Annotated in this window: 6 protein-coding genes; 2 read left to right on the top strand and 4 right to left on the bottom strand. The window is 39.7% G+C overall.

Annotation, left to right across the window (positions count from 1 at the left end; translation table 11 throughout):
* Positions 1-343 precede the first annotated feature (343 nt).
* The 4 genes from WD048_11260 to WD048_11275 form a co-directional block, all read right to left on the bottom strand.
* Positions 344-3,412: a DEAD/DEAH box helicase family protein gene (locus tag WD048_11260; protein MEX0812783.1), complete on the bottom strand. Its 3,069-nt coding sequence runs from the start codon at positions 3,410-3,412 to the stop codon at positions 344-346.
* On the bottom strand, positions 3,409-5,013 hold the full coding sequence (locus WD048_11265; protein MEX0812784.1) for an RNA-binding domain-containing protein: 1,605 nt from the start codon (positions 5,011-5,013) through the stop codon (positions 3,409-3,411). The genes WD048_11260 and WD048_11265 overlap by 4 nt, the downstream gene beginning before the upstream one ends.
* Positions 5,014-5,042: 29 nt before the next feature.
* The gene (locus tag WD048_11270) at positions 5,043-7,085 is read right to left on the bottom strand and encodes a site-specific DNA-methyltransferase (GenBank protein MEX0812785.1); all 2,043 of its coding nucleotides are present in this window, start codon (positions 7,083-7,085) and stop codon (positions 5,043-5,045) included.
* A 399-nt stretch (positions 7,086-7,484) separates the two neighbouring features.
* The gene (locus tag WD048_11275) at positions 7,485-8,909 is read right to left on the bottom strand and encodes a hypothetical protein (protein ID MEX0812786.1); all 1,425 of its coding nucleotides are present in this window, start codon (positions 8,907-8,909) and stop codon (positions 7,485-7,487) included.
* 258 nt (positions 8,910-9,167) lie between these two features.
* Here WD048_11275 and WD048_11280 point away from each other — a divergent pair, with 258 nt between their 5' ends.
* On the top strand, positions 9,168-10,550 hold the full coding sequence (locus tag WD048_11280; protein MEX0812787.1) for a T9SS type A sorting domain-containing protein: 1,383 nt from the start codon (positions 9,168-9,170) through the stop codon (positions 10,548-10,550).
* A gap of 655 nt (positions 10,551-11,205) precedes the next feature.
* Complete coding sequence (locus WD048_11285) at positions 11,206-15,210, top strand: T9SS type A sorting domain-containing protein (protein MEX0812788.1); 4,005 nt, start codon at positions 11,206-11,208, stop codon at positions 15,208-15,210.
* The last annotated feature ends 608 nt before the right edge of the window (positions 15,211-15,818 follow it).

A 15,818-nucleotide genomic window follows, 5' to 3' on the forward strand; every position in this document is an offset into this window, starting at 1 on the left:
TTGGGCTATTAGGCATTACTTTTTTCTGATAGTTTCCTTTAGGTCATCACCCAAGCGTGTATTTACATTGTCGATTAGTTTCATAGTGTATCAGCCAAAATATTTTTCTTCATCACTCAGTTCCTTAATCAAGTGAGTGCAATTTCTTTCTTCTGCCCATCTACAGGTAGACTTCCAACGATCACCTTTTTCAAAGTCAGAGCTAAAGTTCCAACCTGCGAGAATCAAAGGCGTTGGCGGTTTTCACCTTTTGATTCAAGTTCTTGCTTACAATAATTATCTAATGTCTGGTGTATTTCATGCCAAACTTTAGGAATAGGTGATATAAACTCCTTGTTATACATTAACTCAATTGTACAATATCCATCAGCTTTTCATAGCTGCTTACTTTCTCAAATTTAACTTCTGCACCACTTATCTCATTAAAATGGACTTTGGCGCATTCAATTTTTAGCTTCTCGATCTCTCTCAAGTCCATATCCGAATCAGAACCTTTGGTTTCTGCAACGAAGTAGATATGTCGGACTTTGTCCTTGTCAAAGACTATCGCCCAATCCGGACTGTAATTGGCAACTGGTGTGGAAATATAGAAGCTTTTAGGAAGCTTGGCATAGACCACTACTTCGGTGCTGTTTTCTAAGGCTGTAGCAAAGTCCGATTCAATTTTAGAGTCGGAAGTAAGGAAGTCGTAAATGTGCTTTTTGAGAAATTCAGACTTGCGCAAAGCAAATTTATCATTGGTAAAAACCGTTTTGACATCATGCCTTTCTTCAGTTTTGTGATAAACAATATTGTTGATTATCAGGCTTGCCTTCACTTCATTGATCAGCTTGCTGCATTTGCCAATAAACTCTTCAGGATTCTTACGAATGAGCAGGAACTTCTCTTGCTTAATCTTCTTGAGTATCTCTACAATGGTTTTTCTTGTGAGGTTGGTTTGCACTTCAATTTCACCCACCACATCATACACTGTATTGGAATAGAGGTCGTTTTTCAGTTTCATGTACTGACGTTTGGACTCACGTACCAAGCTGCCTTCTTTCATTTGCTCTGCTGTACCGTCTTCTAATTCTCCTGTCTTTATTTCATATACACGATCTCCAATATTGAGCTGCGCATCTATTCTGATTTTTGAATCTTGAATGAGCTGCTCTGTATCGAACTGTACTTCGTAAATGGTTTTCAGGTTTATTTTTTCCCAAAGTGCCTGAAACTCCTTTTTTGAAAAGTTCTTGTTGGTATTGAGAATTACAGTTTGGCGTTCATCTTCAGGTTTAAACTCCTTTCCTGTATAGACCGATGTCAGCAATTTGCAAATTGAGGTTCTATAAGGCTCAAGCTGTTCGGGTAGAGGCACTTTGTTTTGTTCGATAAGTTCTTTTCCTTCATCGGTTACCTTGCCATTGGCATCCGCTACCCTCTCAAATAAAAGAGTGTTGTTCAGCAAAGTAGCTTCCAGCTCGTCTATTCGGTGTTCATCCCCCTTTTCGTTCGTTACTACTTTATTGATAAATATTCGAGCCTCAATTTTTTGCGGACGGTCTTTGAGGGTATCTGCAATTTCTTTTTGTAGTCCTTTGGCAAAGGCTTCATAAGTCTCGGAAGCAATGACGGTGAGTTTATTAATTTCATGTACTCGTTCTCCTACTAATCCAAAATCCTGACGGACACCGTGGTTATTTACACAAAGGCGCATGCCGCGACCTACTTCTTGTCTGCGCCTGGTTAGGCTTCCACTTTCAGAGTGTTTGAGGGCGCAGATTTGGAATACATTCGGGTTGTCCCAACCTTCTTTCAATGCTGAATGAGAGAATATAAAGCGGGTTGGTTCTTCAAAACTGAGCAACCTTTCCTTATTCTTCATTATCAGGTTATAAGCTGAAACATCTTCTGAATCTTCCTTGCCACGTTTCACAGTAGGATCTACAGTTTTTCCTTTTTTATCTATTGAAAAATAACCATCATGTACTTTTTTAGGAGTATCACGCATAAGGTATTTGTCATATAGAGGCATTGTCATGTCGCGTTCTTCTTCACGGATTTTAGCATATTCTTCTTCAAATATTTTGGCGTATTCGCCCAATTGCTGTTCCCCTAATTCATCATAAACACGGTATTTCTCTACGGTATCAATAAAGAAGAGAGAAAGCACCTTTATGCCCTGGCCAAAAAGCTGCTTTTCTTTTTGCAAATGAGAAAGGATGCATTCCCTTATCTGCACCCTGCGGAAAGCATGTTCATCTTTATCATTAAGAATATCTCCTGGAAAAACATCCTGACCCCCAACCACTATCTTATTTAGATAGCCATTAATTTCGGTTATTGTTTGATTCTTGTATGCAGGCATATTTCCTGAATGCTCATAAATGTTGTAGCCTTCAGCAACCTTTATCCGCTTTTTGGTAATGGAACCGGAAGCCGTTCGTTTTTCATGTTCTATTAATGCATAAGGTGGTTTTGTGGTACTCAGAATGATATTTTCTAAATACATATATCCCGTTGTACCTGTTGAACCTTTTAGGTTAATACCCTTTACTTGTATTTTCTTCACCAAGCGTTTGTTGTAGGCATCTAATGCATCGAGGCGATAAATCTTATTGTATTCAATTTTGTGGGTAGCTGAATAACGTAACGTGAAAAGTGCATTAAAGTCCTGCATACTCTTTAAGGTCTTTTCACCTTCTACTGATTGTGGCTCATCCACTATTAAGATTGGGTTAGTCTCTGCTATAATTTCAATAGGCTTACGTGTGCCAAACTGGTCTAATTCCTGATAGATACGTCTTGCATCTTTACCACGCGCATTGAATGCCTGTGTATTGATAATCATGACACTGATACGGCTGTCAGAAGCGAAGTTCTCAATATCCTGCGGGCGGCCTGAATTATATATGAAAGGATTGATCTTGTGCCCATAGAGTTCCTGAAAGTGGTCCTGTGTAATCTGAAAGGATTTGTACACCCCTTCACGAATAGCAATGCTGGGCACAATGACAATGAACTTACTCCAACCGTATTTTTTATGCAGCTCGTACATGGTCCGGATATAGGTATAGGTTTTACCAGTACCTGTTTCCATTTCAATGGTGAGGTTGTATCCCAAATTCACACCATTAGGGCGTTCAATTTTCTTGCTTTCATGAAGGTCATTCTGTTTTTGGACTTCCTGAATGTTTTTGAGCATTTGTTCATCCCAATTTTTAGGAAGTTCAGAATTTCGATAACCAATTTCTTTTTCTATTTCAAAGTCTAAGCTTTGAATTCCCATAGCTGCTTGCTTAGCTTTGCGAATGAGTTCCTTACTACGCTCTAAGGTGAAGTGATTGGTTTTTAGTGGTTGCCCTTCAAAACAATCTACTACAGCCTGAACCGCCTTTATCTGAAAGTCTTGTTCTTTAAACTGTAGTTTCATTTTTCTTCTATTAGATCTATTAATTTCATTCCTGAGTCAGTGATTTTATATCGTTGTTTGGGATGAGTTGGAGTATCGGGGTATTCCATTGTTATCCAACCTATCTCAATCAGCGGATCTAAATACTTCTTTCTATTAATCGTTTGGTTACTTAGGTTCATCTTTTCGAATAACTCTTCTCTTTTAATCCACCGTTTAGTAATATCAAGAACTTCTAGTACTCTACTATGAACTTCTTCATTAATTATAGCTCGAGCTTGGTCACTAGCTCCGTTAGTAGCTCCGTTAGTAGCTCCGTTAGTAGCTCCGTTACTAAAACTAACTATGTCTTCTAAATCTTTAAATTTGAACACATTAGCTTGGTCACTAGCTTGGTCACTAGCTTGGTCATTCAGATGAGCAGAAAGGGTAACAAGTACATAACTAGCATCATCTGTTTCAAAAGAGGGTTCAGAAGAACCATTGGCTTCCAAAGCACCATAAATAGAAGGGAAGCCTGTCCCTCTTCCTTCAGTGAGTTTTAATTCTTTCAGAAAATCTCCGATTCTCCGATTCCTATATTCTCGAGCTATAATTCTTTTCTGGGTCGAAAGAACTTCACCGTTTACAGGAGGAACCGGTCCCGGATGACTCAAAATGGTCATTTTATCGGGAAACACTTGGATCTCAATTGGGGCAACATGCTCATAGCTTTTATGATATACCGCATTAGACAAAACTTCCTCAATTGCTTCGAATGGATAATTGAAAAAACGTTCTGACTCTGCTTTGTTAGCGTGTTTATTGACTTGTTCGGAAATTATGTTGCTCTTGATATAGGAAAGAGTCTCCCTCAATTGCTTATGTAAGGGGCCTTTGAAATAGACTTCTTTAAAATTCTTTCCCGAATCATCTTTATGACGTACCAATTCAATCCATGCCCTATCAAAAAACCGTTCAGGTTTTTTAGAGAAAAATAACAAGCCAACATTCACTGGTCTCACATCTTCATTCGGACCTTTGGCAATGAGCATGGTTTTACACAAGTCAGCAAATGGCATGTGAGCACTTTCTTCAAGTAAACCACTTTTGATTTCCTGAAGGTATTCGCGGATAAGCCCTAAGTCTAAGTCATCAAGAGAGGCTTGATTATTTATTCTATCATCAAAAGGAATTCGAGCGGCTAACTCTTGAAGTTTTCTAAGGTTTTCTCCTTGAGCTATAATGCTTGTTGAGCCTACACGCACATAATGTCGTCTTTGAGCTCCATTCCCAAGAGTTGTTGGAGCTGTATAGGGCCGATTATCACCGGCAGGACACCAAAGTACCAAAACAAGTTGCCCTTCTAGCTCATAGGGTGCTGTAATTGGAAAGTAGGTTGGATTAATTCTATGACCTAGTTGAACGACTTCTCCTTGAATAGCATCTAATTGATTTCGTTGTAATCCTACTGGAGGAAGAACGGGTTGACCATTTTCTTCAGCAACACCAACGATTATATATCCACCTCCCCAATTTTGTAGATCATTGGCAAAAGCACACATGGAATGAATTACATCCTCGGGGTTCCACCCCTGCTTAAACTCTAAGCGCTCCCACTCAACGGTATTGCCATGTATCAACTCCTCTATGTTTACCGGTAAGGCCATTACTAAATCACTTTCATTTCGGTTTCAGGACTCAATTGCTTCAGCAATTGCTTTACATTGGTCTTGGCAGTATCGTTCTTAAAGCCACTGTCTTTAAACACAATACGCAAGGGCACTTCTTTGGCTATGGCTTTGGCAAATGCCTCATCAATACCGCTATCGAAACAGGCATAGAGGGAGTTCTCTGCTACTTTAAACACCTTCTTTCCCGATACATCAATTTGCTCGATTTTGAGCGAAAGTGGCAAGCCCCAATCCAACATCACTTGTGCCAACAGATCATCTGCCGTGCGGTCGGGTTTTACATTGTCTGCAAAGAGGTCTAAGTTGTTTTGCTCATAGTCCTGTGGCTTGTAATACACATCTTGCATATTGCTTTCATCCAAGCGATAGACACGGAAGCCATAATCTATATCTACATTGGTTTCTTCCTTGATTTTCTTGGCTGCTCTGCGGATGCGTTCTTTGCCTATTTCGCAAATGTTTTTGTATCCAGCTTTATAAGCTTCACTTTTTTCATCTGTTTTTTCAGGTAATTGAACTTGTATGAACTTTCTATGACCATTATCAGTAGAGTTTAACTCAAGAATAGATTGTGCTGAACTCGCAGAACCTGAAAAAAAATCTAAGACAATAGCTTCTTGATCTCTACTTGTACAGTAATTTATCAAGTTTGCTAAAATCTCGTGATCTTTTGGATTATTAAATACACGTTGTTTTCCGAAAATACTATTTAGCTCATTGGTGGCTTGAAGTCCACTTCGATAAAAATATGTTCCTAACACTTGAAGTCCTATCTCAGGCTCTTCGGAATTTTCATTTAGACTTCTAACAAGATATGTTTTTCGAATAGGTGGTTCTGTATGGTCATCCCGAAAAACTACATATCCCTGTTCAATCTTTTCTTGCATAACCTCAGCAGAAGCGTACCGCCAACCTCCAGATGGCATGGCACATGGCTTTCCAGTTTTTGGGTGAATAACATCATATCGAGCACCTCCTCGTGGCAAAGACATATTATCATCGCGCCAAACACCGCGTTTATCTACGTGAGAGTATCTCGAATGCTTTTTTGAAGGGTGGTCTTTGGGAAGATTTTTATAGAACGTTTTTAATTCTTTTTCTATTTCTTCAAAATTATCACCATGTTGTTTTTTTGACTTTAAGAAAAAATTGTAAATCTCTCTTGCTCCAGGCTTTTCCTCTCTCCAGTGAATGTTTTGGTCAATTAAATACTCTTTGTCTTTAGCAAATACCAATATGTATTCATGTCCATGTGAAAAGAACCTTGAATCATTCTTCCTGCCTTTTTCCCAAAGTAAAGTTGATACATAGTTGAAATCTCCAAAAACTTCATTCATCATTGATTTCAAATTCCCTATTTCATCTTCCCCAATACTTATCAAAATCACGCCATCAGAAGTCAAGGTATTCCTTGCTAACTTCAAGCGAGGATACATCATGCTCAACCAATTGGAATGGTAACGTCCTGCGGTTTCGGGGTTGGCTACCAGGCGTTGCATGTACTCGTCTTTTTGTCCGCTTTCAATCAGTTCTTCCCGGGCAGCCTTGCTAAAGTTGTCTTTGTACACAAAATCATTCCCTGTATTGTAAGGCGGGTCTATGTAAATCATCTTCACCTTGCCCAGGTAGCTTTCTTGCAGTAGCTTGAGCACTTCCAAGTTGTCGCCTTCTATGTAAAGATTTTCGGTATTGTCAAAGTCTACGGAGTCTTCCCGTACAGGGCGTAGGGTTTTGGTAGTAGGTAGGTTGGCAGTTACTATGGCTTCTCGTTTCCCTGGCCACTCCAAACGGTAGCGTTCTTTATTGCCTTCTACCACGGCATGGTTGAGTTCCTGCTTGAGCAGGTCAAAATCTATGCTTCGGCTCCGCTCAGCAACCCCATTTCTTTCAATGGTACTTTCCGTAACGCAGTTAGGGAATAGGGCGGCTAACTTTTCAAAGTTTTCATTCACCAAGTCAGGTGATCTGAGGTCTAATTTTTCATTACTCATATTACATGCTACATATTCAGCTTTATTCAATATTGAATCAGTCTGCTATTTCGTGAAAAAGATTTGAAAATCCATTAAAATAAAGCGCTTATTTTAATTCTTAGGTGAAATTAAGATTAAAATTAAAACACCTTATTTTAAAGGGAAACAATGTCTTAATATAAAAATTAAATATTAGTATTTTTAACTCATAATTCGTCAATAATCAATTTTTCCCCATCAAAAGTGGTAACCACAGCAAATCCATTGTAAAAAGGCTCTACTGCTAAATAGCGCTGTTTGTATGCTTCAATTCCATTTTTATTTTACAGCTGCACGGTTACAATAATAGCCAAAGGTTCTTGTGTATTTTTCTACTAGACTTGCACACAATCTGCACATCATTCAGGCATTATACTTAATTGCTTTAAGGGGCATTAATGCATTCCTTTAGCTATTCACCTTCCTTTCTACTATATCTTTCACCCACTTGAGGTAAGCTACATTCTTGTTTTTTTCGATTTTATTTTTCAGTTTTTTCGCCAGTTCTTTTTCATGAGGTCTGAGTTTAGAAGCTTCACGCACATACTTGATCAGGTTGAGGTATAAGGTGCGCTGATAATCTGAAACTTGTTTGTTGCGTTTTAAATACACGCGAAAGGAATCCAGCAGTGAAGCCAGTGGTTTCATTACTTCCAGCTCATAATATATGCGCAGCATCATAGCCTTGGAGTCAAGGCTGTAGAACAGGTCACTGAACTCTACATCCTGCAGCAGCTCCTGCGCCTTTTCAAAATCTTTTTTATCAAAATAAATACTCGCCATGTTATATGCGTAGGCATCTTTTCTGAAATCAGATTCTATATGCTCTTTATAGTTTTCTACAAATTGTTCTGCCCATTGAAATTCTTCAAGGCGCAATGCCACACTTGTAATGTTTTTATAGGTCCAGGGTGATATGTGTTTTCCAAAGAAAATTATCCTGCTGTCAATGGTCATTTTATAGAGCTGAAACAAATCTTTGAGATAATCCATATTGCCGTTGTTCACCTGTTTGATGCAATAATTTTGTGCATAAGCATACATATCACGTGCTTCCTTGGATGAAAATTTATCGGTATGTGCTTTCAGTAATTTTTTCAATTGCTCAAAATGCAGCGTTTTTTCAGGTTCTTTCAGCGTCATTAGGATAGAGTAATAGACCTGAATGGCAGGAGCCTGATTAAAATCATGTTTATCAATATAGCGCAGTATTTCGTCCAGTAATTTAATCTCATAATCAGAAGCAACTACATTTCTGCGATTGAGAATTTCGCAGGAGTATTTGAGTTTGAGCGTGAGAAAGTAAATGTCAAGGTTGTCGATGGCAAGCTGCAGGCTTTTGTCAAACCTATGGGAACGTTGCTTGTCAAAGTAGGCATTGTCAGCAGCTTCAAGCAAAAATTCATCGTAGAAGAAATCTGCATCTCTGAATGATTTTCGCTTTTGATCTTTGCGTGCAGTGGACATGGTGCTGCGGTAATGCTTTTCAAGGTCTAGTGCAGTGTATTCCATTAACAGGTAAAACTGCTGTTGGATGCTTTGTTCTTTAAACCTTTCCTGTACAACATATTGCTCGGCAATAGACAGGATATCGCTTAGTAGATAACTCAGTTTTTTTTCATCATATTTCTGCTTGGGGAAAGCCAGTTTAAAAATGTTTTCTTTTGTGAGTTCAGGGCTGTCAAAATCAGGGGCAAACTGCATAAGTACCTTTACCAATTGGCAAAGAGCTTCATCTGTATTGAAATATGGAGAGTCGGCCATAGCCTGAATTTTCTTCAGTTGACCTGGTCTCATTTTTTTTAAAAAAAGGATCAGTTTGCTGTTTTCCATGTTTTAATTTGATTCACTGAAATTACAAAAGCTTCAATCAAATAAATGCCGGGTTTTTAGTTTTTTGGCGGAAAATTTGTTTTAGTAAATATTTTGCAAAGCTTTAAAATAGCTGTATGATAATGTTTTCAGGATATTTTTTAAAAATATTTCAGCACATAAACTAATAAAAAATGTCGGAAATTAAACTATTTTGTCGCTTTACATTTGCACAAATTACAGCATTTTTGTGTTGCTGCTATTCAAAAGAGGAATTATATGAATCAGGTAAATAACAATATTGTGTTTTTTCAAAAATTACTCTTGTATGCTCTTTTCCTTGTATTTGCACTGGATGCAAAGGCGCAGTGTGATGTTGATTTTGATTATGTCATTATAGGTGACAGTGTACATTTTGAAAACCTTTCGAGCAATATCGGCCCCAATGACAGCTTTGAATGGGATTTAGACGATGGAACGCTGCTGTCAGTTATAGACAGTCTTACATACAGCTATGCTACAGAAGGCATTTATAATGTATGCCTTACCCGCACCAATTTACTGGCAATTCCACCTTGTGTGGAAACAGTATGTAAAGATGTGGTTTTTTGTATCGATTGCGTGTGGCCGGGGGATGCCAACAGCGATTTTATTGCCGACAATAAAGATGTGCTTTATATCGGTCTGGCTTACGGATTTTCAGGGCCTGCGCGTACAATTGATACAGCTACCAACTGGGCGCCAAAAATAAGTTCTACTTTATGGCTAGATATTAATTCCGATCCCCTGGATTTTACAACGGGAGTCAATTACAAACATGCAGATTGTGATGGCGATGGTATTGTTAATGAAGCTGACCTTCGTCCTTTGGACAGAAACTACAACCAAACCCACAACAAGTCAAGACCACCGGCCTGCACAAATATCAATGATGTGCCCCTGTATTTTGAGATTTTATACGACAGTATTGAAGTAGGAACTGCAGTTGAGATTGCAATCCGCCTTGGCACTAATAATATTACAGCAAATGAAGCCTATGGTATTGCTTATACTTTGCATTACGACAGACATTTGGTTGATTCCAGTAGTGTGGAAATAGATTATGATGATACGGGCTTTAAGAAAAATCCGAATGATACCATTATTCACCTCAATAAATATTTTGATCAGCAGGCTGAAATTGAAACGGCAGTAAGCCGTACCAATCAAGAAGGAAAAACCCTGAGCGGACAAGCAATTGGGCACGTATTTTTTGTAATGGAAGACAATTTGGTTCAGAAAAACAGTACGATTTCCGAATACCTGCACCTTTCCTTTTCTGATGTATATTTAATTGACAGTGCTGAAAATCAAATTCCGGTTTGTGCTTTTAGCGATTCCGTTTTGGTATATCAAAAAGTCGCGGGAACAGGAGCGCATATTAATTCAAACGACTGGAAAATATACCCCAATCCTGCAAATGATGTCCTTAATATTGAAGTTGAAGAAGATGAAATTTCATCATTGAATGTATTCAATTTATCCGGTCAAAATGTATTGACTGTTCCTCAACTCAATTCCGGCAAAACCAGGCTTTCGCTTGAGTCACTCCCCAATGGACTCTATTTTATAGAAATCAGGGTCGGAGATACTTATGGGTTTAAGAAATTTATTAAACAGTAAAGCGATTTTTGTTTGATTTTCTAAATAGGGCTTCCTCAAAAAGTCCCAGATACATCAGATACAAACGGGCAAAGTGAAGATGTATAGGAATACTTCGAGCTGAAGCCCGTGAAGTAGATGGTGTGTCTGGGGCTTAGCTGAGATAAAACACAGGGAAAAATAGCAGATGTTCTAAAAAAATTTGCATTTCAAAGAAGGGTTAAGGCGTATAAGAAATAGATAATGAATACTTTATAGCGTTTTGAGGAAGCCCTAAATAAGGGATGTACATCTGTGCATCCCTTTTGTTTTTTATTGAAAAATGCAAATGAGTTATTCCGGCTAAATCACAGTTTAGGTAGTCGTGCTTCAGTATTCACAGCGATTTTAGCTGCTTTTTCCAGTGTTAAAAAACTTAAATTTTTCGGAAGGGCTCAAAATGTGTCGGTGCACTAAGGCTCACTTTGCTTGAAAAATCAAGCTTCATATTGATATACTTGTGTTTTTGTGGTGAAAATTTCTCGGAAAACCACAAAATGTGTTCGGTAATTTCTTCTTTTATTCTTTTATAATCACCTAATAATTAGTGTAATTCACTTGTGTAAAAAATAGATAAAAATATTTTTTGCGATGATTAATGTTTAAAATTCATTTTTTAATAAAAAAAGGAGAAATTATGAAAACCTTAGAATTAAACCTCAAAAAAGTCGCTTTGCTTGTCGCAACAATTTTGCTGACAAGTACAAGTGCAATTGGAGCAACATTTACTGCTGTAGCTTCTGGAAATTTTAGCAGTTCAGCTACATGGGGAGGTTCCGCACCTCCTGCGAATGTCAGTACAGATCAGATTATTATCCCTGTTGGCATAACTGTGGATTTGGATAATGACCTGACTTTAAATGGCGCTACTGCCTCATTAGATGTAAATGGTACTTTAAATACCAGCTCTAATGCTTCCTTTTATGCGTCAACAGGAACCATCTCAGGAACTGGGAATATTATGGTGGATTCTGTTGCTACGGGAGCCGGTGCCGTATTTTTGTTTACTGGCTCGCTTTCGGCAAATGCTATGGCCAATGCAGCTGCCAGTTTACAAATGGGTGCTGATCTTGATGTTGGTCAAACATTAACTCTTGCACCGGCAAGTACCTTAAGTCTTATCACCGGTGGAAGTCTTACAATCGGAAACAATGCAACTATTGTAGTTGATTCAGGTGGAGGGCTTTCAATATCCGGTGGTGGTATTGGATTTTCCGGAAATTATAATGTGGTTTATACTGGAGGTGCTGCCATTAGTGGAGTAGAGCTCAGTGGATCAAGTATTACTGATGTTAATGTTGATGTTGGTGCTGGAAATAATGTTACTCTGACTTCAGACCTTACTGTAAATGGTGACTTGATGTTGAACAGTGGTAACCTGGCACTTTCTGTCAATACACTTACTTTCAGTGCCAGCGGTGATCTTGCTGCGGGTGGCTCAGGTTCGATTTCCTCAAGTGGACTCGGTAATATTGATATCAACTCCACTGCCGGATTATCCGGAGCATTGAGCTTTGATGCTTCAGGCAATACAGTAAATAATGTAAGCGTAAGCGTAGGAAGCGGAAGCAGTGTTCAGCTTGACAGCGACCTGAATATAGACGGAACCCTGCAAATAGATGGCGGAGCTACCTTCGATTTCAGTGGTGCTTCAGTGGCCATCAATGGCGACCTTAGCGGCTCTGGAATGTTGAGCGGAGATGCATCAGCAGATCTGAGTATCAATGCAGCCGGGGGAATCTACGATTCATTGAATTTTTCAGCCGGAGGAAGTACCGTGAATGACCTTACTATTAATGTAGGAACGGGAAATGCTGTTGACCTTGCAAGCGATGTAAGTGTAAACGGTACACTTGATCTTTCAGGTGGAAGCAATCTCAATATCAGCGGATCGAGCATACAGATCAGCGGAGACCTGAGCGGTTCCGGTTCGTTTGTTGCCGATTCTACCTCAAGCATCACAGTAGATGCAAGCGGTGGCCTTTCTACGGGTATTTCATTTGCCGGGGGAAGTGGTATTGTTGGTGATCTTACCATTGATGTAGGTTCAGGCAACAGTGTGTCTGTTGATTCTGACTTAATGATCAGTGGTACATTGGATCTTAACAGTGGCACATTGGACATCGGCAACAACACACTTACATTTGATGCAAACGGTGACCTGTCTGCCAGTGGTTCGGGCTCAATCTCATCAGCAGGAGCTGCGAATATTGCAGTAAACTCCACTGCCGGATTATCCGGAGCACTGAGCTTTGATGCTTCAGGCAATACAGTAAATAATGTAAGCGTAAGCGTAGGAAGCGGAAGCAGTGTTCAGCTTGACAGCGACCTGAATATAGACGGAACCCTGCAAATAGATGGCGGAGCTACCTTCGATTTCAGTGGTGCTTCAGTGGCCATCAATGGCGACCTTAGCGGCTCTGGAATGTTGAGCGGAGATGCATCAGCAGATCTGAGTATCAATGCAGCCGGGGGAATCTACGATTCATTGAATTTTTCAGCCGGAGGAAGTACCGTGAATGACCTTACTATTAATGTAGGAACGGGAAATGCTGTTGACCTTGCAAGCGATGTAAGTGTAAACGGTACACTTGATCTTTCAGGTGGAAGCAATCTCAATATCAGCGGATCGAGCATACAGATCAGCGGAGACCTGAGCGGTTCCGGTTCTTTTGTAGCCGATTCTACCTCAAGCATCACAGTAGATGCAAGCGGTGGACTTTCTACGGGTATTTCATTTGCCGGGGGAAGTGGTATTATTGGTGATCTTACAGTTGATGTAGGTTCAGGCAACAGTGTATCTGTTGATTCAGATATCACCATCAGTGGAACATTGACATTGAACAGCGGAACCTTAGCTGTTGGCAACAACACACTTACATTTGATGCAAACGGTGACCTGTCTGCCAGTGGTTCAGGCTCAATCTCATCAGCAGGAGCTGCAAATATTATAGTGAATTCCACTGCCGGATTATCCGGTGCACTGAGTTTTGATGCTTCTGGAAATACTGTCAATGATTTTACCGTAAGCGTAGGAAGCGGAAGCAGTGTTCAGATTGACAGCGACCTGAATATAGACGGAACCCTGCAAATTGATGGTGGAGCTACCTTCGATTTCAGTGGTGCTTCAGTGTCCATCAATGGCGACCTCAGCGGCTCTGGAATGTTGAGCGGAGATGCATCAGCAGATCTGAGTATCAATGCAGCCGGGGGAATCTACGATTCATTGAATTTTTCAGCCGGAGGAAGTACCGTGAATGACCTTACTATTAATGTAGGAACGGGAAATGCTGTTGACCTTGCAAGCGATGTAAGTGTAAACGGTACACTTGATCTTTCAGGTGGAAGCAATCTCAATATCAGCGGATCGAGCATACAGATCAGCGGAGACCTGAGCGGTTCCGGTTCATTTGTGGCCGATTCTACCTCAAGCATCACAGTAGATGCAAACGGTGGCCTTTCTTCAGGTATTTCATTTGCCGGGGGAAGTGGTATTATTGGTGACTTTACTATTGATGTAGGTTCAGGAAATTCAGTAACAGTTGACAGTGATGTTGAAGTAACAGGCACTTTGAATATTGTCAGTGGTGATCTGGATTTAAATGCCAATGACCTTGCGCTTACAGGCGATATCAATATTACTGTAAGCGGAGCTATAGATGCTGATGCCAACTCGAATATCAGCATAGACTTGGATGCTGCGCCATTCACAGCCATCAGTTTTTCAGCCAATGGCAATACTGTTAATGATTTCAGCTTGAATATTTCTTCTGGCGGAGCAGTTATGCTGGGTTCTGATTTGAATATTGATGGTGAACTGTCATTCTCTGGAAGCGGAAACCTGGATATTGAGAACAATGACCTTCAAATAGGAGCGAATGGTTCTATAAGTGGAGCCGGAAGCAGTGCATATATTGTTACTTCAGGTTCCGGACAGGTAGCGATGCAATTGGATGCCGGAAGTGGTACTTCAGTAGAGTTTCCAGTAGGTACTGCAATTAATTTTGCACCAGCAAGCATTGAATTGAACAGTGGATCACAAAGTGGAAATGTGATGGTAAATGTTGATGCCGGAGTTTTGGCCAATGGAAGCAGCGGAGCCAATATGGCTAATTTCCAGAGTGTAGTGGATGCTACCTGGAATGTTACTTCTGACATCAGTGCCAATCTCGACATGAATATGGAAGTAATGTGGTCTGCTGATATGGAGGTGAATGGCTTTAACAATGCAGAAGCCTATATTTCACACTATATCAATAGCAGCTGGGATGTTTCAGCAGAAGCATCTGCCACAGCCGAAGGAAATGGAATGTTCAGCCTTCAAAGAGAAGGAATTACTTCACTGAGTCCATTTGCTGTATTTGATAAAAGCACTTCGGTAGGAATTCCTGAAAATCTTGAAACTATGGAGATAAAAATATTCCCGAATCCTGTTACGGATTACGTGGTGGTGAAAAGTATGGAGACAACCGATCAGACTCTGAACGCTCAAATTATTAGTGTTACTGGTCAGGTGATAGATAACTATGAGATCAATGAGCAACAGGAAACTATATCGCTGGAACACCTTGTGCCGGGCAATTACTTTATCCGCATATACAATGATAATACAAACTATGTAGAGCAAATCCAGAAACTATAGGTATGGATTAGTGTAGGTTTTCAGTTGTGCGGGCCCTCTGTCAGTTTGATAGAGGGCTCGTTTTATTTTGTGAGACTTGTTTCTAAAATTGCGCAGTATTTGAAATTTAATTGCCGAAAGAATAGAGCAAAGTAATTTCATAAACAACGGGAGTGATCCTGACACGTTTTGGGGTAAACGAGTAGAAAACAATCCACTTCGGGTAGTTCTTACACAGGCGGGCTTTCAATCGATTCCCTTCCCAGCGGCTCGTATTTCATTGAAATTGAAAGCAAGTCCGGTATAGGATTTAGGAAATTCGTGAAGGAATAATTTTTATTGCTGGTTTAAGTCAACTATCAAACAAAGGTCTTACCAAAATTAAATAGCTGCAAAATGTAGCCTGATCGTTTGATTCACCGTTAGAAAGTCAGCATTAAGCAGTAGCAAATTTGATCAATCTTATTTAAAGGGCAATGAAAAATCAATCTCAAGCCAAGGGCAACGCTAGTTAATCAGGTTCTGATTCAAAGTATCAGGGAAAAAATCTGCTAATAAAATTTAATAGTTAATCTGTTTTATTTAATAATCTCCGCCATTGCGGGTAGGGCATCCTATTCTGTCAAATG

It is taken from the genome of Chitinophagales bacterium, from assembly GCA_040877935.1.
GTDB lineage: Bacteria > Bacteroidota > Bacteroidia > Chitinophagales > CAIOSU01 > JBBDNB01.